At 65.9% G+C, this 17,825-nt stretch carries 31 protein-coding genes and 1 pseudogene; 28 read left to right on the top strand and 4 right to left on the bottom strand.

What is annotated here, in order from left to right; genetic code table 11:
- From Y710_RS09290 to Y710_RS09300, 3 genes are read right to left on the bottom strand one after another with little or no spacing between them, the layout of a single operon-like run.
- Positions 1 to 942 (bottom strand): hypothetical protein, encoded by a 942-nt coding sequence (locus Y710_RS09290; RefSeq protein WP_062367310.1) that lies wholly within the window; start codon positions 940 to 942, stop codon positions 1 to 3.
- Between the two features lie 46 nt (positions 943 to 988).
- A complete protein-coding gene (locus Y710_RS09295) occupies positions 989 to 1,402 on the bottom strand; it encodes a hypothetical protein (RefSeq protein ID WP_062367312.1) in 414 nt (137 codons plus the stop codon).
- Complete coding sequence (locus Y710_RS09300; RefSeq protein WP_156479431.1) at positions 1,389 to 1,886, bottom strand: helix-turn-helix domain-containing protein; 498 nt, start codon at positions 1,884 to 1,886, stop codon at positions 1,389 to 1,391. Before Y710_RS09300 ends, Y710_RS09295 begins: the two co-directional genes overlap by 14 nt.
- 157 nt (positions 1,887 to 2,043) lie before the next feature.
- On the opposite strand from Y710_RS09300, the gene Y710_RS18935 reads away from it, so the two are divergent.
- From Y710_RS18935 to Y710_RS09380, 18 genes are all read left to right on the top strand, one after another.
- Positions 2,044 to 2,280, top strand: coding sequence for an XRE family transcriptional regulator (locus Y710_RS18935; protein ID WP_197462930.1), 237 nt, complete (start codon positions 2,044 to 2,046; stop codon positions 2,278 to 2,280).
- Positions 2,277 to 2,507 carry a helix-turn-helix transcriptional regulator gene (locus Y710_RS18940; protein ID WP_062367318.1) on the top strand — a complete coding sequence of 77 codons (231 nt, stop codon included), beginning with the start codon at positions 2,277 to 2,279 and terminating at the stop codon, positions 2,505 to 2,507. The genes Y710_RS18935 and Y710_RS18940 overlap by 4 nt, the downstream gene beginning before the upstream one ends.
- Entirely contained in the window at positions 2,504 to 2,689 is a 186-nt protein-coding gene (locus tag Y710_RS09315; RefSeq protein WP_062367320.1) for a hypothetical protein, read from the top strand. The genes Y710_RS18940 and Y710_RS09315 overlap by 4 nt, the downstream gene beginning before the upstream one ends.
- The gene (locus Y710_RS19255) at positions 2,686 to 2,814 is read left to right on the top strand and encodes a hypothetical protein (protein ID WP_269449339.1); all 129 of its coding nucleotides are present in this window, start codon (positions 2,686 to 2,688) and stop codon (positions 2,812 to 2,814) included. Before Y710_RS09315 ends, Y710_RS19255 begins: the two co-directional genes overlap by 4 nt.
- 132 nt (positions 2,815 to 2,946) lie before the next feature.
- Positions 2,947 to 3,270 carry a hypothetical protein gene (locus Y710_RS09320; protein WP_062367323.1) on the top strand — a complete coding sequence of 108 codons (324 nt, stop codon included), beginning with the start codon at positions 2,947 to 2,949 and terminating at the stop codon, positions 3,268 to 3,270.
- Complete coding sequence (locus Y710_RS18740) at positions 3,267 to 3,407, top strand: hypothetical protein (protein WP_156479432.1); 141 nt, start codon at positions 3,267 to 3,269, stop codon at positions 3,405 to 3,407. The genes Y710_RS09320 and Y710_RS18740 overlap by 4 nt, the downstream gene beginning before the upstream one ends.
- On the top strand, positions 3,404 to 3,637 hold the full coding sequence (locus Y710_RS09325) for a hypothetical protein (protein ID WP_062367326.1): 234 nt from the start codon (positions 3,404 to 3,406) through the stop codon (positions 3,635 to 3,637). Before Y710_RS18740 ends, Y710_RS09325 begins: the two co-directional genes overlap by 4 nt.
- Positions 3,638 to 3,824: 187 nt before the next feature.
- The gene (locus tag Y710_RS09330) at positions 3,825 to 4,889 is read left to right on the top strand and encodes a YqaJ viral recombinase family nuclease (RefSeq protein ID WP_062367329.1); all 1,065 of its coding nucleotides are present in this window, start codon (positions 3,825 to 3,827) and stop codon (positions 4,887 to 4,889) included.
- 3 nt (positions 4,890 to 4,892) lie between these two features.
- Positions 4,893 to 6,476: a DNA cytosine methyltransferase gene (locus Y710_RS09335; protein WP_062367331.1), complete on the top strand. Its 1,584-nt coding sequence runs from the start codon at positions 4,893 to 4,895 to the stop codon at positions 6,474 to 6,476.
- Positions 6,476 to 6,781, top strand: a complete 306-nt coding sequence (locus Y710_RS09340; protein WP_062367333.1) for a hypothetical protein — start codon at positions 6,476 to 6,478, stop codon at positions 6,779 to 6,781. The genes Y710_RS09335 and Y710_RS09340 overlap by 1 nt, the downstream gene beginning before the upstream one ends.
- A gap of 116 nt (positions 6,782 to 6,897) precedes the next feature.
- A complete protein-coding gene (locus Y710_RS18745; RefSeq protein WP_156479433.1) occupies positions 6,898 to 7,092 on the top strand; it encodes a hypothetical protein in 195 nt (64 codons plus the stop codon).
- Between the two features lie 3 nt (positions 7,093 to 7,095).
- A complete protein-coding gene (locus Y710_RS09350; RefSeq protein ID WP_082781288.1) occupies positions 7,096 to 8,049 on the top strand; it encodes a recombinase RecT in 954 nt (317 codons plus the stop codon).
- Between the two features lie 3 nt (positions 8,050 to 8,052).
- Positions 8,053 to 8,475, top strand: coding sequence for a DUF7171 family protein (locus Y710_RS09355; protein WP_062367340.1), 423 nt, complete (start codon positions 8,053 to 8,055; stop codon positions 8,473 to 8,475).
- 244 nt (positions 8,476 to 8,719) lie between these two features.
- Positions 8,720 to 9,013 (top strand): hypothetical protein, encoded by a 294-nt coding sequence (locus Y710_RS09360; RefSeq protein ID WP_156479434.1) that lies wholly within the window; start codon positions 8,720 to 8,722, stop codon positions 9,011 to 9,013.
- Positions 9,014 to 10,087 carry a hypothetical protein gene (locus Y710_RS09365; protein ID WP_062367344.1) on the top strand — a complete coding sequence of 358 codons (1,074 nt, stop codon included), beginning with the start codon at positions 9,014 to 9,016 and terminating at the stop codon, positions 10,085 to 10,087.
- Positions 10,084 to 10,605, top strand: coding sequence for a hypothetical protein (locus Y710_RS09370; RefSeq protein ID WP_062367346.1), 522 nt, complete (start codon positions 10,084 to 10,086; stop codon positions 10,603 to 10,605). The genes Y710_RS09365 and Y710_RS09370 overlap by 4 nt, the downstream gene beginning before the upstream one ends.
- Positions 10,602 to 11,255, top strand: a complete 654-nt coding sequence (locus Y710_RS09375; RefSeq protein WP_062367348.1) for a RuvC family protein — start codon at positions 10,602 to 10,604, stop codon at positions 11,253 to 11,255. The genes Y710_RS09370 and Y710_RS09375 overlap by 4 nt, the downstream gene beginning before the upstream one ends.
- Positions 11,256 to 11,346: 91 nt before the next feature.
- The gene (locus tag Y710_RS09380) at positions 11,347 to 11,784 is read left to right on the top strand and encodes a hypothetical protein (RefSeq protein ID WP_062367351.1); all 438 of its coding nucleotides are present in this window, start codon (positions 11,347 to 11,349) and stop codon (positions 11,782 to 11,784) included.
- Between the two features lie 20 nt (positions 11,785 to 11,804).
- Here Y710_RS09380 and Y710_RS09385 read toward each other — a convergent pair whose 3' ends face one another.
- Positions 11,805 to 12,296 carry a hypothetical protein gene (locus Y710_RS09385; RefSeq protein WP_062367353.1) on the bottom strand — a complete coding sequence of 164 codons (492 nt, stop codon included), beginning with the start codon at positions 12,294 to 12,296 and terminating at the stop codon, positions 11,805 to 11,807.
- A gap of 265 nt (positions 12,297 to 12,561) precedes the next feature.
- Between Y710_RS09385 and Y710_RS09390 the strand changes: the two genes are divergently transcribed.
- From Y710_RS09390 to Y710_RS19100, 10 genes and pseudogenes are all read left to right on the top strand, one after another.
- The gene (locus Y710_RS09390; RefSeq protein WP_062367355.1) at positions 12,562 to 12,852 is read left to right on the top strand and encodes a hypothetical protein; all 291 of its coding nucleotides are present in this window, start codon (positions 12,562 to 12,564) and stop codon (positions 12,850 to 12,852) included.
- Complete coding sequence (locus Y710_RS09395) at positions 12,849 to 13,376, top strand: DUF7448 domain-containing protein (RefSeq protein WP_082781289.1); 528 nt, start codon at positions 12,849 to 12,851, stop codon at positions 13,374 to 13,376. The genes Y710_RS09390 and Y710_RS09395 overlap by 4 nt, the downstream gene beginning before the upstream one ends.
- Positions 13,373 to 13,801 (top strand): hypothetical protein, encoded by a 429-nt coding sequence (locus tag Y710_RS09400; protein WP_062367357.1) that lies wholly within the window; start codon positions 13,373 to 13,375, stop codon positions 13,799 to 13,801. The genes Y710_RS09395 and Y710_RS09400 overlap by 4 nt, the downstream gene beginning before the upstream one ends.
- Positions 13,798 to 14,487, top strand: coding sequence for an exonuclease domain-containing protein (locus Y710_RS09405; RefSeq protein ID WP_062367359.1), 690 nt, complete (start codon positions 13,798 to 13,800; stop codon positions 14,485 to 14,487). Before Y710_RS09400 ends, Y710_RS09405 begins: the two co-directional genes overlap by 4 nt.
- Positions 14,484 to 14,714 carry a hypothetical protein gene (locus Y710_RS09410; protein WP_062367361.1) on the top strand — a complete coding sequence of 77 codons (231 nt, stop codon included), beginning with the start codon at positions 14,484 to 14,486 and terminating at the stop codon, positions 14,712 to 14,714. The genes Y710_RS09405 and Y710_RS09410 overlap by 4 nt, the downstream gene beginning before the upstream one ends.
- Positions 14,711 to 14,884, top strand: coding sequence for a hypothetical protein (locus Y710_RS18750; protein ID WP_156479435.1), 174 nt, complete (start codon positions 14,711 to 14,713; stop codon positions 14,882 to 14,884). Before Y710_RS09410 ends, Y710_RS18750 begins: the two co-directional genes overlap by 4 nt.
- Complete coding sequence (locus Y710_RS18755; RefSeq protein ID WP_156479436.1) at positions 14,881 to 15,036, top strand: hypothetical protein; 156 nt, start codon at positions 14,881 to 14,883, stop codon at positions 15,034 to 15,036. The genes Y710_RS18750 and Y710_RS18755 overlap by 4 nt, the downstream gene beginning before the upstream one ends.
- A 49-nt stretch (positions 15,037 to 15,085) precedes the next feature.
- Complete coding sequence (locus tag Y710_RS09415; protein WP_156479437.1) at positions 15,086 to 15,613, top strand: hypothetical protein; 528 nt, start codon at positions 15,086 to 15,088, stop codon at positions 15,611 to 15,613.
- 3 nt (positions 15,614 to 15,616) lie between these two features.
- Complete coding sequence (locus tag Y710_RS09420) at positions 15,617 to 17,185, top strand: terminase large subunit domain-containing protein (protein WP_062367365.1); 1,569 nt, start codon at positions 15,617 to 15,619, stop codon at positions 17,183 to 17,185.
- A gap of 254 nt (positions 17,186 to 17,439) precedes the next feature.
- Positions 17,440 to 17,825: pseudogene (locus tag Y710_RS19100) on the top strand (hypothetical protein); the annotation flags it as partial.

The raw sequence follows: 17,825 nt of genomic DNA on the forward strand, positions 1-17,825 counted from the left end.
TCAGCAGAAGTGTCCGTTGCTGCGGCGGTGGCCGTTGACGCAGTCGGGGATGAGGTCAGGTGCATCGACGTTCGGGACGTTGATGTCGTCACTACCGGAACCGCTGCCTGTGGTCGCGGTCGGCTCCGGGGCCGGTTCCGGTTCGGTCGTCGTGATCGACGTCGTCACCTTTCCGACTGTCCACACTGCGGTCTCATTGAGGCTCTCCTTCACGAACTTGTAGTGCCGCGGCTGCAACCGGACCTCGGCAAGGTTCACTTGTTCGTTCGCTCTGAACTCGACTTCGCCCTCGACCTTGCCGTCGACAACCTCTCCGAAGGCATCGTCAGTGTCCAGGAAACCTGGGTGTGTCTTGCCGCCCTTGGTCTTGATGGTCCACGCGTTGTCGAGCGGTAGCTCACCTTCGGTGATATCGATCTTCGCTCGGATGACGATCGTCGAGTCGGTGGTCCGGACGACGTCGGTGACTGTCACCCGCGCCTTGAACGGCTTCTGCTCGTACTCACCGGTGATGGTCTGCGTCTGGCCGACCGGCACTGCGGGCAGATCGGCAGCTGCCGTAGCCTTCGATGCCGTTGTCGGCGTCGTCATCATGACCGTCGGAAAGGCCGATGCGGTAGGCACCGCGGCGACCGGCGCCGGCTTCGGTGTGTCGATGATGGAACCGATCGCCGCGAGGATCAGCAGGATGACGAACCCGATCGCCCCGACCGTGATCACCTCCTTCGCCTGCGGACCGCGCGGGGGAGGACCAACAGGACCGGATGATGGAGGTGCTGTCCCGATCTGGCCGTCGGCGAGCCACGCCTGGTTGTCTGCATCGGCGCGCGCAGCGATCGCCTCGCGCTGCCGTTGCCGCTCGATCGCAGCAGGATCGTTCTTCCGCAGCAGCCACCACTCCTTGATCTCGAGGGTGCGGCGGGTCAGGTAGCTGGTGTTCATCGGGTCTCCTTCGGAATAGGCCGGGCTGGTGGGGTCCGGCTGGGGGTCAGGCTGCGTCGCGGATCAACGCTTCGATCTGGTACTGCTCGTCCGCCGACATGGTGTCGAGCCGTGTGCGGACGCATCCGACGTCGACCCACAGCACGTCGGCGAGTCCTTCGAGTGTCTGCCGGCGGTGCCAGCGGACGGCGTCGACAAGTTGCTCGGTGGTGATGAGCCGCTCGGCGGTGAGCCGCTTGACGCGCGCTTCCTCGTAGGCGTCTGCGGGGATGATGCCGCGCTCGATGTGGATGGTCTCGTGGCAGACGACGACGCGGCGCTGCGCCTGGGAGAGGCGGTCGTCTATCCAGATCGTCGAGCCGTCAGTCCATCCGCGGTAGGTGCCGGGGAGCCTCGCCCAGACGACGCGGACGTCAGGATGGTTCTGTGCGAGGTGGCGCCATGGATTATGCGGGATCAATGTCCTCCTCCCCGGGGTCCTGGGATTCCTCGGCCTCGCTGGGGATGTCGGGAATTCCCTTTTCGTCGCTGGTGTTGGCCGCGACTGTATCGGGCGGTGGTGACATCTCCCACCGACCAGGGCGAACTGTGGGGGTGCGCGGCGCGAAGTCGGGCGTGATGACGTTCCGAGGTCGGAATAGCCTGACCGCGTCGGGGTCGACGCGTCGCATGATCTCTTCGTAGAGCTGCTGATTCGTCGCGTAGCCGAGTGCTTGTGGGACGCCCGCGACTTCGAGGTCCTCACCTTCGAGGTATCCGGTCTCGACAAGGGCGTCGGCTGGCGAGGTGCTGTAGGCGCGGGCTATCGCGATGACCAGTTCGGGGTCCAGTCGGCCTCGGGCGACCTGTCTGCTGATGGTCGACTGAGGCACTCCCACCTTCGCCGCCACAGATCGTTGGCTGTCATTGCCGATCGTCTGTTCAAGCCATTCTTCATGTCTCATAGTGATGCACATTAGCATCACTCATTCGGTGCTGTCTACCTGGGAGTATCGGCGATCTGACGACAACGGTGTAATTCGAAGTTTGCGGAAACGGATCATGTGATGCATACTCGAATCGCTCCACCCGATAATGCATCACCGAAAGGGGTTCCGCACGATGCGACTTCGACTCCGGTCTGGCGTCATCGAGACGATCAAGGCCGACCACAACTTCCGATCCGATTTCCAAGTCGCTGCAGCTCTCCGCGTCACCGTCGACGACGTCGAAGCCATGCGACACGGTGCCGAGATCTCGCCCGATATGGCACTCCTCGTCGCCTCGATCCAGGGAAGCGGCTTCGACCTCTCCCAATTCGTCGAACCCATCCCGACCCGCCCGGCGGTATCGGCATGACCGGTCTCGCACTTGTTCCCGAGCCGACACCCGAGCCGGAACCGATCGACCCGAACATCCTGATGTCGCCAGACGACCTCGCCGCGCGGCTCAACGTGAGCCGCGGCCAGATCATCCAGATGCGGTACCGCGGCCAACTGCCGCCCGCCATCAAGGTCGGCCGCTACGTCCGCTGGGACCCCGCCGACATCGAAACCTGGATCAACAGCCTCAAGGAGAAGGCATGAGCATGCAGAACCTTGACCAGTCGGCCGACGGTGAAGTCCTCGACACTCACGTCGACGACATGCCCGTCCGGTGCCGGCACGTCTCAGTGATGTCCGGCATGCAAGCGCGATGCGAACGGATCGACGGGCACCGCGGTCCGCACCGGGTGACCGCGACGTGGATGGGAGGTGAGTTCCTGTGATCGACGCCGATGAACTTCTCGCCCGCGTCCGCGCGCGCCGCGCCGAAGACGGTGACGACATCCCCGCACCTCGCGCCGACCAGGCACGCCTCCTGGCCGACCTCATCCGCGGGACCCGGAACTAGTTCGGCCGGGCAGCTATTCGGCCCGGGGCACCACCCCCGAGCCAGCTACCCGGCCTGGGCCCGAAGGAGATCGTGCCCTTGACCACCGATCGTAGCCGCTCACCACGGCAATCACCGAAGGAGAACCCTCACATGTCCAACACGAACCTCGTGAATCTGATCGCGCTCGCCGACTCCGCGGCGAAACACGCGTCCGGGTCCCTCGCCTCGTCCGTGTCTGTCGACGTCGAAGTCACGCCCGGGACGGTACTGCCGCGCGTCGTCGCGACCTTACTGGACCTCGACGCATTCCCGCCGCGCGGGGAGTTCGGCGACCGGATCCGGATCACTCACAGCGGCTCATACGCGTTGCTTCGGATCACCGGCGATGTCGGCGACGACGTCGAGCAGCTGCTGCACGAAGCGATCGACATCCTCACCGAGCAGCCGCTGGTCGAGACGGCGGTGACACTGTGATCGCGCAGGCGATGCTGTTCACGCTCGGCGTCGCTGCCCTGTGGTCGCTGATGCCCGATCGGCCGGCGCCGCGGTTCACGGTCGACCCGGATCAGATGCCGGTCGGCCCGATCATCCGGAACGGGGTCCCGCTGTGAGCATCATCGAAATCGACCTTGACCACCCGAGGTTGCGGACGGTCTTGAAGTCCGCGAATCCGGGGGAGTCGGACCCGTCGTGGGAGTTGACCGCTCGCACCGTGATGGGCAACGTCCTCGACTTCAACAGCTCGGACACCAAACCTGGCCTCGTCACGCTGCTCTGTGACCTGCTCGGTCAGCCGGAACTCGTGACCCGGATTGACCTGATCGTGTGGGTGCCGTCGTGACCGGTCACCGACTGCTGCCGTGCCGGTGCGCTGCGGGCCTTCACAGCGCGGGCAGACATGAGGGGTTCTGCCCGCGCTCCCAAGGCCGCTCGTGGTGCGAGGACTGCGGCCGCGAGCACTGTGCTTGCCGCCCCGTCAACGTCCTGATTCCCGCTGACCGTCCCGATCCATGGGAGGAGAAACTCTGATGACTACCACCGTTTTCAAGCCCAGCACCGACTGGAACCCGTACGAGCTTCACGCGACGCTGCTGCCGACGCCGGCCGACGAGATCGCCTGGCTGATGCAGCGACGCGAAGGCGTCGGCGCCAGCGAGTGCGCCGCGATCCTCGGGATGGGGAAGTGGACCGGACAGACACAATACGGAGTCTGGCTCGACAAGACCGGTCAGATCCCGCTGTCGACGGCGATGACCGAGCAGATGGAACTCGGCCACATCCTCGAGCCCGTCATCCGCGATACCGCGGCAGCGCGCCTCGGGTTCGACGTCATGACGATCGGCGGCCTCGCTTCGCGGGAACGTCCGTGGCAGCGCGCGTCACTCGACTCGGTGGTGATCACCCCGGACGATGGTCCGATCCCGATGGAGGTCAAGAACACCTCGCAGTACCTCGCTTCCGACTGGTCTGACGACCAGGTCCCGGACGCCGCAGAACTGCAGGTTCAGCATCAGCTCGCCGTGTGCGGCGCACCGTATGGCTACGTCGCCGGCATGATCGGCGGATCGCGCATCGTGACGCGTCGCGTCGACCGTGACCAGGAACTGATCGACCACATCATCCGCGAGGAGGAAGCGTTCTGGACGCATGTGGTCGACGGTACGACTCCGCCGGTCACGTCGCGGGAGTCGCTGTCGGACATCATCACGGCCGCGGGCACTCCTGACGTCGACGAGCTGGTCCTCGATCCGGCGGCAGCGGGCGAGGTCCGCCGTTGGGTCGCAGCGTACGAGCAGGCGCGCGCCGAGGAGAAGGCCGCGGTCGCGAAGAAGGACGAGGCTCGCAACAACCTCCTCGTTCTCGCGCAGGGGCATTCGACGTTGCTCGAGCAGACCGGCGACGTCCTCCACGCGGTTCTCAAGGTGCAGCGGGGTGTGTTCTCCAAGAAGCGGTTCCGGGAGGAAGAGCCTGACCTGGCACCGCTTTTCGAGAAGAAGGTGATCGACGTCGACACCGCCGCGCTCAAGGCGGAGGATCCCGATCTCTTCGCACGATTCCAGTCCCGCTCAATCCGCATCCCGAAAGGAGCGTGACCCATGCTCACCATGACCGATTTGTTCTGCGGCGCCGGCGGATCCTCGACGGGCGCGATCCAGGTGCCCGGTGTGTCGGTACGCGTGGCGTCGAATCACTGGGACCTCGCGGTCCAGACGCACAACGAGAATCATCAGGACGCCGACCACATCTGTGCTGACATCTCGCAGATCGACCCTCGGCTGTTCCCGACCTCGGACGTTCTCTGGGCTTCGCCCGAGTGCACCAACCACAGTGTCGCGAAGGGTCGCAAGCGCGCAGGTAACCAGCCGGACTTGTTCGGCGAGGTCCTTCCGGACGCCGCAGCTGAACGATCAAGGGCGACGATGTGGGACGTTCCTCGGTTTGCTGAACACCACCAGTACAGGGCGATCATCGTTGAGAACGTGGTCGACGCCGCCCGGTGGGTGATGTTTGACGCCTGGCTGATGGCGATGCACTCGCTCGGCTACCGCCACCAGATCGTGTGGATGAACTCGATGCACGCGAACTACGTTGGCGCGGGTGCCGCGCAGTCCCGTGACCGCATGTACGTCGTGTTCACGCTCGAGGGCAACCCAGTCCCGAAGCTGAACCGTCTGTGCCGACCGCTCGCGGTCTGCGACACCTGCGGCCCGGTCAAGGCGATGCAGTCATGGAAGAAGCCGGACCGGCCAGCCTGGGGACGCTACCGCGCCCAGTACGTCTATCGCTGCCCGAACGTCACGTGCAGGAACGCGATCGTCGAGCCCATCGTTCGACCGGCCGCCGAGATCATCGACTGGTCGATCGAAGGCCAGCGGATCGGCGACCGCGCTCGGCCGCTCGCCGACAAGACGATGCGCCGCATCCAGGCCGGGATCGACCGCTACTGGCGGCCGCTGATCGCCGAAGCCGAGACCGACGGTCTCGTCGTCCCGGTCGAGGGCCGCGTCGGTAAGACCGCCACGTCGACAGCCGATCCGCTGCGCACCATGACCACCCGCAATGAGACCGGTATCGCAGTCCCGTGCGGCGGCACCTGGCGAGAGTCAGCGACCTCGCTCGCCGACCCGCTCCCGACCAGAACAACCATCGAGACCGACGGCGTCGCGTTCCTCACGCAGTTCCGCGACCGAATCAGAGACCTCGACCCACATCGCGAACCGCTCACGACCGTCGTCGCCGACGGCGCGAACCACGGACTCGTCCAGATGCCGCCGTTCATCGCCGAGCTGCGCGGCGGCGGCTCCGACGCACGGTCGACCACCGACCCGCTGTCCACCGTGACCGCGAGCGGTAACCACCACGCCCTGCTGATGCGGAACTACACCGCGCGCGGCGACGCCGGCCACATGTCGACGCCGATCACCGAACCCGCCCGCACCATCACGACGGCAGGGCACCAGAGCTTGGTCGACGCGCCCGTCCCGACGATCGACATCCAGGATGTCCACTTCCGGATGCTCGAGCCGACCGAGATCATCCGCGCGATGGACTTCCCCGACACATACACAGTCCTGGGGAACCGCCGCGAGAAGGTCCGGATGGCGGGCAACGCAGTCACTCCCTGCGCCGCACGGGATCTCCTCGCCGTCGTTGCTGAATCGCTGGGGGTGGTGGCGTGATGGCGGCCCCGATCGACGAAATGCTTGTCGACCGGATCGCCGAAGGCACCCGCCGCGGCGAATCGGCCGAACTGATCGCACAACGCATCGGTGTCAGCGCCCGCACCGTCGTCCGCTGGCGAAAGCGCCTCGGCATCGGAAAGAAGCGATCGGCGCTACTCACCGACGAACAGATCACCGTCGCCCGCACGCTTCTCGAGTCCGGAGTGTCGTACCGGATCGCGGCGCAACACATTGGCTGCAACGCCGACCACCTCCGCGTCCGCATCCCGGGGCGCGGACGCGCCGAGGCGGGTGCCGGATGATCCAGACCCGCACGCTCCCGATCGCATCGACTGTCTGCTCGATCTGCGGTGCGATCTACCCCGCCCGTGACGTGCACACCTGCACGTACGAAACCCCCGAAGGAGAAGGAGAACCCATGCCCATCGAACACCCCGACAAGGTGCCCGTCGACCAGCCGTACGTCACCCCCGGCGACCGCAACCGCCACCAGGACGTCCGTCTCGGCTGCCTGCGACTCGCAGCCGAAACCGGCATGCCCGTCACCGACATCAAGACCACCGCCGAACAGTGGGCCACCTGGGTCCTCGGCGGCAACCAGAAGGAGAACTAACCGATGGCCTCGAACCTCAAACAGCGTGCGATGGCACCCGCCCAGCAGGGACAGCCGACGCTCACCCAACTCATCGACCAGATGAAGCCTGAGATCGCACGGGCCCTCCCGAAGCACATGAACCCCGACCGCATGGCCCGCATCGCCACCACCGTTCTGCGGCAGACGCCGGCCCTCGCACGCTGCACCCCCGAGTCGTTCCTCGGTGCCCTGATGACCGCCTCCCAGCTCGGCCTTGAACCCGGGCCCCTCGGCGAGGCGTACCTCGTCCCGTACGGCCGCGACGTCACGTTCATTCCCGGCTACAGAGGGCTGGTCAAGCTGGCTTGGCAGTCCGGGAAACTCGCATCGTTCAACGCTCACATCGTGTACGAGAACGACCAGTTCGACTACGAGTACGGACTCGCACCCACCCTGTCGCACAAGCCGGCGATGAAGGACCGCGGCCAGCCGGTCGCTGCGTACGCCGCGGCCGTGTTCAAGGACGGAGGCAACGTCTTCGAAGTCATGTCGGTCGACGACATCGAGGCAATCCGCCGCCGCTCCAAGGCATCGAACAACGGCCCGTGGAAGACCGACTGGGCAGCCATGGCCCGCAAGACCGTCACCAAGCAGCTCGCGAAGTGGATGCCCCTCTCACCCGAGTTCGCCGATGCCGTCGTCCGTGACGGCACCGTCCGCACCGATCACGGCGATCTCGTCGACGTCGCACCCTCGTACATCGAAGGCGACACCGACGATCCCGCGCCGGCCGAAGTCGAGGCCGCGTCCGAGCCGCAGATGGATCGGGAATCGCTCGAGGCCGCGGTCCTCGCCGCGTTGGCGGACGCCGGCGTCACCGACATCGCCGCCTACCTGTCCAAGCAGTTCGGCGACAAGCTCGAAGCCCTCGCAGACCTCAACGACGAGGAACTCCTCAACACCCTCAACGCGCTGCAGGCGCAGAAGGAGCAGTAGACCATGGCCAAGGTCACCAAGCACAACGGCGAAGGCGGCACCAGCAGTGGCCTGTTCTTCCACCAGTACTCCGGGAAACCGATCGATCAGTACGAGTGGCCGAACAGCGACGGCGACCCCCGCGCGAACATCGGCGACGTCTTCGTCCTCACCGTCCGCGCCGAAGTCGTAAAGGTCGTCGAAGACGAGGTCAAGGACGGCCGCCGTCAGACGATCGGGTTCAAGGTCATCGACTCGCAGCTCGGGAAGATGGTCGCCAAGGCCGACGGCAACGACCCGAACCAGACGTCGATCGACGACATGGGCGAGGGGAGCAGCGACGACTACGGCGACTACAGTCCGCCGCAGTTCGACGCCGACCAGCCGACCATCGACGACCCCGAAGGCGACGGCCCGAACCACAATCAGCCGTTCAAGGTCGTCTGACATGGCGGCCGTCGCGATCCGGATCTGCCCGGTCTGCCTCTGCCATGTGCGCGTCAGTCGCACGGTGTGGACCCACCTCGATACCGCGGGAACGAGATGCCCGATGTCCGGGCAGTTGTCCGTCGAGGAAGCAGCTTGATGGAGGCGCGCCGGGGAGACTGTCGGAATGTCTCCTCGGCGCGCCGAACAACAGTAACGGTGTAACAGTTACTGGCTGATACGGGTAGGAAAGTGAATAGGAAAAGTGACAACAAACCGAAAGGGCAGCACCATGGCGAACTACACGCGCCTCTACCCGTGGACGCTCCGGCACCCCGCCGTCCGCAGCCTCACATTCCGAGCGCGCATCGCCTACGTGGAACTCCTCGCCGACACCGGAAGTGACCCCGACCGCGTCGACGCGAACACGCTCGCCCACCTGACCCGCAAGGATCACCGAGAAACCCTCATCGAAGCCGGTCTGATCCGAGCCAACGGCGACGGGACCTACGCCGTCATCCAGCCCAGCGATCCCCTCGCAGCCCTGGGGAGCGCGTAGATGAGAGCCACCGGAAAGGACCACGCGCGCGTCAACCTCGCACTCTGGGGCGACGACGACTTCCTCGACCTCAGAGTGGACGAACAACTCCTCTACCTGTCCCTGTGGACCAGCCCCGGGCTGTCATACTGCGGCGCCGGAGACTGGCACCCAGGCCGTATCGCCAACCTCGCAGCCGACTGGACACGCGACCGCGTCGAGCATGCCGCGGCCGGACTGTCCCGCAACCTGTTCCTCATCATCGACACCGACACCGACGAATACCTCCTGCGGTCATGGATCAAGCACGACGGCCTCTGGAAGACCCCGAACATGGCCGTCAGCCTCGCGAACGCTCGCGCGGAACTGTCCTCTCGAATGCTGCGAGGAGTAATCGTCCACGAGGTTCGCCGCGTCCGTGATGCGCACCCCGAATCGACGTCGTGGCAGCGCGAAGCAGTCATGTCGATGCTCGACCAGCGAGCAGTCGATCCCGCGGAACTCGAACCGTTCAACCCCCCGTCCAACCCCGTCGCTAACCCCTCGCCTAACCCTTGGGGTCAACCCATAGGGTCAACCCCCGACGCAACGGTTAACCCCAACCCCACGGCTAACCCCGGCCCTACTCCTGCTCCTTCTCCGGCTACTACCTCCATTTCTCCAACTCCACGCGAAATCGTTTACGAGGAACCTCACCTCGCGCACGCGGAGCGCGCGCCAGCGCGACGCGAATCCCGAGCCGAAACCCGCCTCCGCGAACTCAACCGGACCGCACGATCCGCCGACGCCGACGCCGTCGCCCGCCAGTTCAACCAATGGGCCGGTGGAGGCGTCGCATCACAGACCCTCGTCGAGGTCGCGATCGAAGTCGACCGGCTCATCACCGACGGCATCCACCCCATCCAAATCGCGCAAGGCATCAAAGCCTGGCACCACTCCGACCGGCTCTACCCGTCGCAGATCCCGCACTTCGTGTCCAAGGCCGCCCGCCCCGCCGAACGCGAAGCTCAACCGACTAAAGCCACCCAGAAAGCCATGGACACCCACGCCTGCGCCGAGCAGATCATCGCCGAAATGCAGAAAGAAACCGCATGAACCCCGAACCCGAAGTCACCGAACACACCATCCGCGCCGTCGCCGCCGCCATCAGCCGCGCCGAAATCCACGACGACCGCATGACCAGCGACGCCAACCGCATCCGCGTCTGGGCAGACACCTGCGCCAAACACGGCATCGACGACACCCAACTCGCATGCCAAGCAGTCGACGCCCACTACGAGCAACGAGACCCCGACACCCTCCGCGTAGGAACATTCATCGCCAACTACCGCCGCATCCGCGCCCTCGCAGGCGAGATCGACAAAGGCGAACAGATCGCAGCCGCAGAAATCGCCCCACCCGACCCACAACTCGCCGGACTCCCCATCGGCAGCGCAGACGGCAAACCGATCTGGACCGCATACGAGCACGCCCACAACGCGATCGCGCACCCATGCACCACCTGCGGAGCCGCACCCGAAGAATCCTGCACCAACCCCGTCAACGGCAAAGCCCGGAAGATCCCCTGCATCGCCCGCGTCATCACCGGACGGAAAGCCCAGGACAACGCATGAACACCATCCGCATCACCGGCCTCGACCTCAGCCTCACCAGCAGCGGCATCGCCCACATCACCATCGACCGACCACCAACATTCGACCCAAAAACGCAGGTAACCACACACACCATTACCTCGACCGGACGCCGCGACGACACCCTCCCCCAACGCGTCGCCCGCATCCGGAAACTCCGCAACGCGATCGTCGACCAAGCCCGCCACTCCCAACTCGTCGTGATCGAGGCGCCGGCGTACTCACGGAACGTCGGCAGCGTGTGGGACCGCGCCGGCCTGTGGCATTCGGTCGTTGGTGCCCTCGACCACCTCGGCGTGCCGTACGTCGACGTGATCCCGCAGCGCGTGAAGCAACTGGCGGCAGGGAAGGGCAACGCGGACAAGGCGGCCGTCGCGGCCGGAATGGCGCGGCTATGGGGCGAGCAGCTGCAGGCCCGCGACAACAACCAGTTCGACGCGGCGGCACTTGCCACTCTCGGTGCGATTCATGTGGCGCGGCGGCAGCTTCCCGTCAGGGTGTTGGAGCGGCACTTGGAGGTGGTGTCGGCGATCGCGTGGCCGTCGGTCGAGTTGCGGCATGGGTTCCGACCGGCTGGCGGCAACGGAGCGCGACTTTCAGGCGCTCCCGGCAGGTCGGTGCCCGCCGGGTGATTCTGGCGGTTCCTGCGGACACTCAGGCCGATGAAAGAACAGTGACGGTAGAAACGGTTACTGTCGAACCACACCGAAGGAGAACCACCACATGCCCACCTGGATCAACCTCATCGCCGCACTCACCTCAGGCCTCGGATGGGGATACCTGCTCACCACCACCGCCATGCGCCGCGGCTGGCTACCCACACCGCCGCGCGCCCCGTCGAAGGCAACCCGCTGCCACGGCTGCGGAGGACACCACGGCACCGGCACCGACGCCGACCGGACCGTCGACATGCTCGCCGACATCGGACAGACCGCACTCATCGCCGCCGGCTTCACCCCCGGCATGGCCCCGGGCGCGGCAGCGTTCTTCGCGCCCGACCACACCGGTGTCGTGCGGCAGGTGATCGTCCATCCCGACGCGTTCCCCGACGTCGCTGACCTCGCGGACGCCATGTCGGCGGCGGCGAAGGACCTCCGCAGCGAGCAGGGACAGATCAACCACGACACCCACCAGCTCCGCCAGAACGGAGCAGGACAGTGATGGTCTGCGGGCAGAGTGGACTACTCGCGGCCCAGTTCGTCTGCGAGACGAGTCATTTCGGAGTGAAGCGCCAGCTGTTGCCTGGTAGTCAGGCCTGGCAGGCGGTGACTCCTCGAGAGCGCGCCGAGCAGACCTATCGCAAACCCCGGCGCTGCCCCGATGGTGAACATCGCAATCCGGGCGGGCAGGCCATGGTCGCTACCCGAGCTGGTGATGACCCCAAGTGTCGCTCCCGCGGCCGTGACGATCATGAGGAACCAGCCCCAAGCCTGGTCACCGGTAAACCTGGACCCACGGACCTCGGACGCTGCCAGGTAGTGCAAGCGAGTCCGTGCGTATCGCTGCAGCCAGTCTTTCAACGGGTCAGTGTCATCCAGCGCAGCGGCCAACTCCAGGTCGGCCTTCACCGAATCCCATCGCCTGAACCGTCTGCGGGAGAGGGCCAAGTTCACCGCTGCTGTCAGCAGTGCCGCAACCAAGGTCGCGATTGGTATGAGGAGCTGCTTGTCCATCGGGTCATCCAATCAGGTCGGCCTCGGAAGGCAGCCAGGTGGATGTCCGTATTGCTGTATTCGGGTATTCACCTCGACGTGAAGTCCCGCTGATGTTCACCCTCCACGACGTCGAACAAGTCCTCGAACCCGAGACCTACCGAACCATCAGCCAAGCCCTCGACCGCGCCACCAAATACGCAATCTGGGCCGGCCGCCCCTGGCAAATCACCGACCCCACCGGCCGCCCCGCCTACTCCGCCCGATACCCGAAAGGCACCTAACCATGACCACCACCACCGACAGCACTCTCACCGTCGAGCAGCAGCAGCGCGCCGAAGCTCTGGACCGGGCCCGCGGCGCGCTCGCCACCCGGTCCGGCGGATTCACGCCCGGCACCACCGGCCCCGACGCCATCGACCTCGTCAACGTCGCCCAGTACATCGTCACCGGCGACGACCCATGGGAATCCTCCATCACCCGCATCGCCACCGCGGCCGCAGACACCGCCGCAACAGCCCTCGGAGACGCGATCGGAAACACCACCACCGGTGGCGAGGACGGAGAAGACCAGTGACCGTTCCCGCACACAACCCGTACCCACCCGACAGCGCCGACAACTACCCCGACTGGCCGGCCGACGACAACGGCACCATGCCCGACAGCGTCAACAACCTCGCCGCCGCCGTCATCGGCCGACGCATCGTCAGCGTCGAGCCGCACGTCTCGTTCAACAGCAACGACTTCGAAGCAGCAGGCGACAGCGAATGGTGGCACGACAGCGTCGCCGCGCTCATGCTGACCCTCGACGACGGGCGCCGCGTCGCCATGGTCGAACAGGGTGACTGCTGTGCGTTCACCGACATCAAGAAGTTCCTGCTGCACCCCGACAAGGTCAACCACGCCATCACTGGCGTCGCCACCGAGAACGGCTACACCAAGTGGCACATCCTCGCAGACCTCGGCGACGTCCTTGAGCTCGACGTCGACTGGTCGTGCGGCAACCCGTTCTACTACAGCTACGGCTTCACAATCGGCATCTCCAACACGATCGACGGCCGCGTCATCACCAACGAACTCCCCGCAGGCGGCGACACATGAGTGAGAACACCGGGATGTTCCAGCAGCCCGACGACACCTACACGCACGTCCCTGACGGACCACCGAAGCTGGCCGGCCGCGACTTCTACACTCCCGCGATGCGGATTCAGCGGCTGCCGATCCCGGTCGCAGACGAGGTACTGCCCCCCGGACCCGGATGGGCCGACGCCGGAACCATCAGCGGAGACAACCCGCACACGCCCGAGTACACCGACACTGCGAACTTCGGCACCATCCCAGATTCACCATGGATCCTGACCGGGCCATTCACCGTGCCGATCGAAGTGAAGTTCATCGACATCAACCACGACGTCGTCACCTGGCTCGTCGGTCGTACTCCATGGAACTGGGTCGTCCGCCCCAAGATGAAGCGCCGCGCGGCCCGCCGCATCGCCGGCTACACACGGACAGGACGACGCCGATGATCGCCGACATGCCCTTGGCCGCGTTCGATCTCGAGACCACCGGAACCGACGTCACCCACGACCGCATCGTGACCGCCACCATCATCACCATCGACGGCGCGAAAGTGAACGCCGACGAATGGCTCCTCAACCCCGGCATCGACATCCCCGAAGGCGCCGCCAAGATCCACGGCATCACCACCCAGAAGGCCCGCGCGGAAGGCCAGGACTACAGCGACGGCTACCGGCAGATCCGCGACCGCCTCGAAACCGTGTGGGCCCAAGGGCACGCCGTCGTCATCATGAACGCCGCATTCGACCTGTCGATGCTGCACTGGGAAGGCCTACGGCTCGGGCACCCCGAACTCGTCGTCGGCGCCGTCGTCGACCCATACGTGATCGACAAGCAGATCGACCGGTTCCGGCGCGGGAAGCGCACCCTCACCGCGCTGTGTGAGCACTACGGCGTCGACCAGGGTGCCGCGCACGACGCGACGGGAGACTGCCTGTCGGCGGCGCGCGTCGCATGGAAGCAACTCCGCCTACCGGACATGGCGTCGTTCGACGACGTCGAGTCCCTGATGCGCGCGCAGGCCCAGTGGCGCGCCGAGCAACAGCAGTCCCTGCACGAGTACTTCCTCCGCCAGGGCAACCGCGAAGCCGCCGCGACGGTTGACGGCGAATGGCCAGTCAGGAGAACAGCGTGAAGCCCAACAAGCTGGGCGAGGTTGTCGAGTCGATCCCGCTGCCGATCGTGTTCACTGCGACCGAAGGTGGCGACGCACCGACCCCGCAGGACATGCACGAGCAGGCCTGCAAGATGGCTGGTATCAACCCGCGGTGGGTCGACACCGTCGGCATGGAGAGCGACAGCGCCGGTACGCGGCTCGTCGTCGAGATGAAGACCATCCGCATCCCTCTGGTGGAGCCATGAGGATCACCCCGAACAGTCCGGCGATCTGCATGCACGAGGAACTCGACACCGACATCGTCGAAGTCCGGTCCGCAGGCGTGCTGCGCGTCGACGTCAGCATCGTGTGCCGCGACTGCGAAACCCTCCTGCAACGCGAAACGCACACCCTCCCGATCGGAGACACGGCATGAGGCACCTGATGTGGTGGTGGCAGAACTTCACCGACCGCCTCTGGGTCCGCATCGACATCGCCCTCTACCGCGCGCACCGCCGCCGCTGCGAAGCGTGCCGCAACGGCGACGTACGCGACCAACTCGCCAACGACATCGGCGACACCAAATAGCCGCCAGACAACCAGCAGTGACAGTCTGACTGTCACTACCATGATCGTCATGGGTGACGCGAACAAGAGCCCGCGAGTGCAGATCCCCCGCACAGAAGCACACGCCGAATGGCTCGACGACTACATCAGCGGAATGAGCCTGCGCGCGATCGCAGCCAAGCACGGCGTCACGCACCCCGCCGTCCACCACGTCATCCACCGGCAACTCGCCGCAGCACGCGAACGACGAGACCAACTCGCCGACGAACTCTACGAGATCCAAGCCCGCCGCTACGAACTCCTCTGGACCGAAACCGTCAAAGCCCTCGCCGACGCCAAAGCGAACCGCGAAGTCGGCGTCGCCCAACTGATCAGCGCCGGCCGCGGCGTCCTCGACTCCCTCACGAAACTCCACGGCCTCGACCAACCGATGCGCGTCGACGTCACCGTCACCGAAACCAGCGACGTCGACCGCGAACTCGCCGACCTCGCCACCAAACTCCGCGACAAGGCGATCAAGGACGCACAGGCGGCAGGCCTCCCGACACCGGACCTCCCCGTCCTCGACGGGATCGTCGAATCCGTCACCGAGGACTGACGCGTGTCCGTCCTCGCCGGGATGACGCACGAGCAGAAGCTCGCCCTCAAACGCGACCTCGCCGAACGCGTCGTCAAAGCCGGACTCACCCTGCCATCCGCCTCATCGCCGGGCGCGTTGGCCGCGCACTGCGACCTCGGCCTCACCGTCGAACGGCCCCACACGACCGCGATCGACAACGCACTGACCCCGCTCCTGACGCAGGAGAACGGGCGCGTCATGATCTTCTCGCCACCCCAGCTCGGCAAGAGTTCCCGCGGTGCGCGCTGGTTCCCGTTCTGGTGGCTCACCATGCGACCCCGCGACCGGATACTTCTCGCGTCGTTCGCCGCGTCCCTCGCCCAAACGCACGGCGGCGCCGTCCGCGAGTACATCCGCATGTACGGCGCCGACTACGGACTCCGACTGTCGGCCACGCAGTCAACGAAAGCCGCGTGGGAACTCACCACCGGCGGCGGACTCCGCTCCGTCGGTGTCCGCGGCGGCCTATCCGGTCACCCGATGGACCTCGGGATCATCGACGACCCGTTCGCCGGCCGCGCCGAGGCTGACTCGCCGACGATGCGGGAAGCAGTGTGGAACTGGTACTCGGGTGTGTGGTCCGCGAGACGCAGCCCGACCGCCCGCGAGGTCATCATCATGACCCGGTGGCACCAGGACGACCTCGCTGGGCGGCTCCTCGACCGCGACGGCCGCATCGAAGAAGGCGGCGACTGGACTGTCCTGCATATGCCGGCGCTCGCACTGAAGCCGGAACCCGCGAAGGGCGTGTTCGCGGACCCTCTCGGGCGTGAGCCGGGGGAGCCGCTGTCGCATCCGAAGATCGCCGACGGCGACCACGGTGCGCTGCTGGCGCACTGGGCGCGGCAGAAGCAGCGGTCGACGGCCCGCGACTGGGGGTCGATGTATCAGGGCACCCCGTGGTCGGCGGAAGGATCACTGCTCGATGACGATGCGATCCGTGCAGCGACGATGGGGCGGCCGGATACGTTCAAGCGGGTAGTGATCGGGGTCGACCCTGCGGGTGGTGGCCGGGACAGTGTCGGCATCGTGGCGGTCGGTCTGGATAGTCAGCGGCATGCATGGTTTCTCGACGACCGGACGGGCAAGTTGTCGGCGGCGGAGTGGCCGGAAGCGGTGTGTCTGGCGGCGGCTGAGCATGATGCGGGGACCGTGGTGGTGGAGAAGAACTTCGGCGGCGACATGGCGAAGCAGTTGATCGCGCAGGCGTGGGAGAAGCTCGCGGATCGTGGCTCGGTGTCGGGGTTGTGTCCGCATGTGTCGGAGGTGACGGCGAAGAAGTCGAAGGTGTTGCGTGCGGAGCCGATCGCGCAGGCGATCCTCACCGGGCGGGTGTTCTTCGCTCGCGGTGTCGACCTCAAGCAGTTGGCGACGGAGTGGACGATGTGGGAGCCCGGTAGTACGTGGTCGCCGGGCGCGTTGGATGCGGGTGTGCATGCGGTGACGGAGGTGTTGCCGGCGTCGCCACGCGGCAGTGAGGTGTCGAATCCGGTGCGTCGGCGTCGTGGTGAGGGTGGGTCTGGTCGTGGTTTGGCGGGGCGTCGCCGCTGAACGGAACATGAGTAACAGTGAGCACTGTTACTGTGTGATGGTTGGGTTCACACCGCCCCGACATGATTCCGAAGGAGAAACCCTGTGAGCATCACGAATCCGGCAGTCTGCCGGTGCCCCCGCAAACCGCGTTTCACGGCGTGGTTCCGCCGCGACTGGACCTGCCCGCGGTGCGGCAGGGCGTGGTTCAGCATTCGCCGTTGGGACGGTCGCCTCGTCGGCCGGGAATGGCTTCCGGCAGGGAAGGGGCAGGCATGACCACCACCGAAGACCTGTACCAGCAGGCGAATGAAACGTATGTCGAGTACACGCGGAGGGCCGCGCTCGCATCGATCGAACGCGCTGGCCTTCGCGCTGTCGTTGACCTCGCTCTCGCCGCACGCGACGACCGTCAGCCTGCGCGGCCCGGTGCTCGGGGCGCAGACCCCATCCTGTCTGTGACTGGCCTCCCGTCTGGACATGCAATCCTCACACCCACCGTGAGCGGATGGGTGCTGCGTGTCGGATGCTGGACTGGCACCATCGACGGCCTCCGCACACTGATCGCACAGGATGACGGCTGGCCTGAGGCGGAAGGTGATCAGATCGCAGTCCGGCGTCCGATGCTCGCGGCTATCGCGGACATGTGCGAGGTGTGGGC

Source organism: Gordonia sp. QH-12, assembly GCF_001578675.1.
Taxonomy (GTDB): domain Bacteria; phylum Actinomycetota; class Actinomycetes; order Mycobacteriales; family Mycobacteriaceae; genus Gordonia; species Gordonia sihwensis.

What these genes read in the sequence shown, in the direction of transcription:
- Y710_RS09315 (WP_062367320.1), top strand. Translation starts at nt 2,504, where the DNA reads ATGAGCATGCAGAACCTTGACCAGTCGGCCGACGGTGAAGTCCTCGAC.
- Y710_RS09370 (WP_062367346.1), top strand. Translation starts at nt 10,084, where the DNA reads ATGAACCCCGAACCCGAAGTCACCGAACACACCATCCGCGCCGTCGCC.
- Y710_RS09365 (WP_062367344.1), top strand. Translation starts at nt 9,014, where the DNA reads ATGAGAGCCACCGGAAAGGACCACGCGCGCGTCAACCTCGCACTCTGG.
- Y710_RS09290 (WP_062367310.1), bottom strand. Translation starts at nt 942, where the DNA reads ATGAACACCAGCTACCTGACCCGCCGCACCCTCGAGATCAAGGAGTGG.
- Y710_RS18755 (WP_156479436.1), top strand. Translation starts at nt 14,881, where the DNA reads ATGAGGCACCTGATGTGGTGGTGGCAGAACTTCACCGACCGCCTCTGG.
- Y710_RS09330 (WP_062367329.1), top strand. Translation starts at nt 3,825, where the DNA reads ATGACTACCACCGTTTTCAAGCCCAGCACCGACTGGAACCCGTACGAG.
- Y710_RS18745 (WP_156479433.1), top strand. Translation starts at nt 6,898, where the DNA reads ATGCCCATCGAACACCCCGACAAGGTGCCCGTCGACCAGCCGTACGTC.
- Y710_RS18935 (WP_197462930.1), top strand. Translation starts at nt 2,044, where the DNA reads ATGCGACTTCGACTCCGGTCTGGCGTCATCGAGACGATCAAGGCCGAC.
- Y710_RS09400 (WP_062367357.1), top strand. Translation starts at nt 13,373, where the DNA reads ATGAGTGAGAACACCGGGATGTTCCAGCAGCCCGACGACACCTACACG.
- Y710_RS09380 (WP_062367351.1), top strand. Translation starts at nt 11,347, where the DNA reads ATGCCCACCTGGATCAACCTCATCGCCGCACTCACCTCAGGCCTCGGA.
- Y710_RS09350 (WP_082781288.1), top strand. Translation starts at nt 7,096, where the DNA reads ATGGCCTCGAACCTCAAACAGCGTGCGATGGCACCCGCCCAGCAGGGA.
- Y710_RS09375 (WP_062367348.1), top strand. Translation starts at nt 10,602, where the DNA reads ATGAACACCATCCGCATCACCGGCCTCGACCTCAGCCTCACCAGCAGC.
- Y710_RS09415 (WP_156479437.1), top strand. Translation starts at nt 15,086, where the DNA reads ATGGGTGACGCGAACAAGAGCCCGCGAGTGCAGATCCCCCGCACAGAA.
- Y710_RS18940 (WP_062367318.1), top strand. Translation starts at nt 2,277, where the DNA reads ATGACCGGTCTCGCACTTGTTCCCGAGCCGACACCCGAGCCGGAACCG.
- Y710_RS09390 (WP_062367355.1), top strand. Translation starts at nt 12,562, where the DNA reads ATGACCACCACCACCGACAGCACTCTCACCGTCGAGCAGCAGCAGCGC.
- Y710_RS09320 (WP_062367323.1), top strand. Translation starts at nt 2,947, where the DNA reads ATGTCCAACACGAACCTCGTGAATCTGATCGCGCTCGCCGACTCCGCG.
- Y710_RS09385 (WP_062367353.1), bottom strand. Translation starts at nt 12,296, where the DNA reads ATGGACAAGCAGCTCCTCATACCAATCGCGACCTTGGTTGCGGCACTG.
- Y710_RS09300 (WP_156479431.1), bottom strand. Translation starts at nt 1,886, where the DNA reads ATGAGACATGAAGAATGGCTTGAACAGACGATCGGCAATGACAGCCAA.
- Y710_RS18750 (WP_156479435.1), top strand. Translation starts at nt 14,711, where the DNA reads ATGAGGATCACCCCGAACAGTCCGGCGATCTGCATGCACGAGGAACTC.
- Y710_RS09405 (WP_062367359.1), top strand. Translation starts at nt 13,798, where the DNA reads ATGATCGCCGACATGCCCTTGGCCGCGTTCGATCTCGAGACCACCGGA.
- Y710_RS09355 (WP_062367340.1), top strand. Translation starts at nt 8,053, where the DNA reads ATGGCCAAGGTCACCAAGCACAACGGCGAAGGCGGCACCAGCAGTGGC.
- Y710_RS09335 (WP_062367331.1), top strand. Translation starts at nt 4,893, where the DNA reads ATGCTCACCATGACCGATTTGTTCTGCGGCGCCGGCGGATCCTCGACG.
- Y710_RS09340 (WP_062367333.1), top strand. Translation starts at nt 6,476, where the DNA reads ATGGCGGCCCCGATCGACGAAATGCTTGTCGACCGGATCGCCGAAGGC.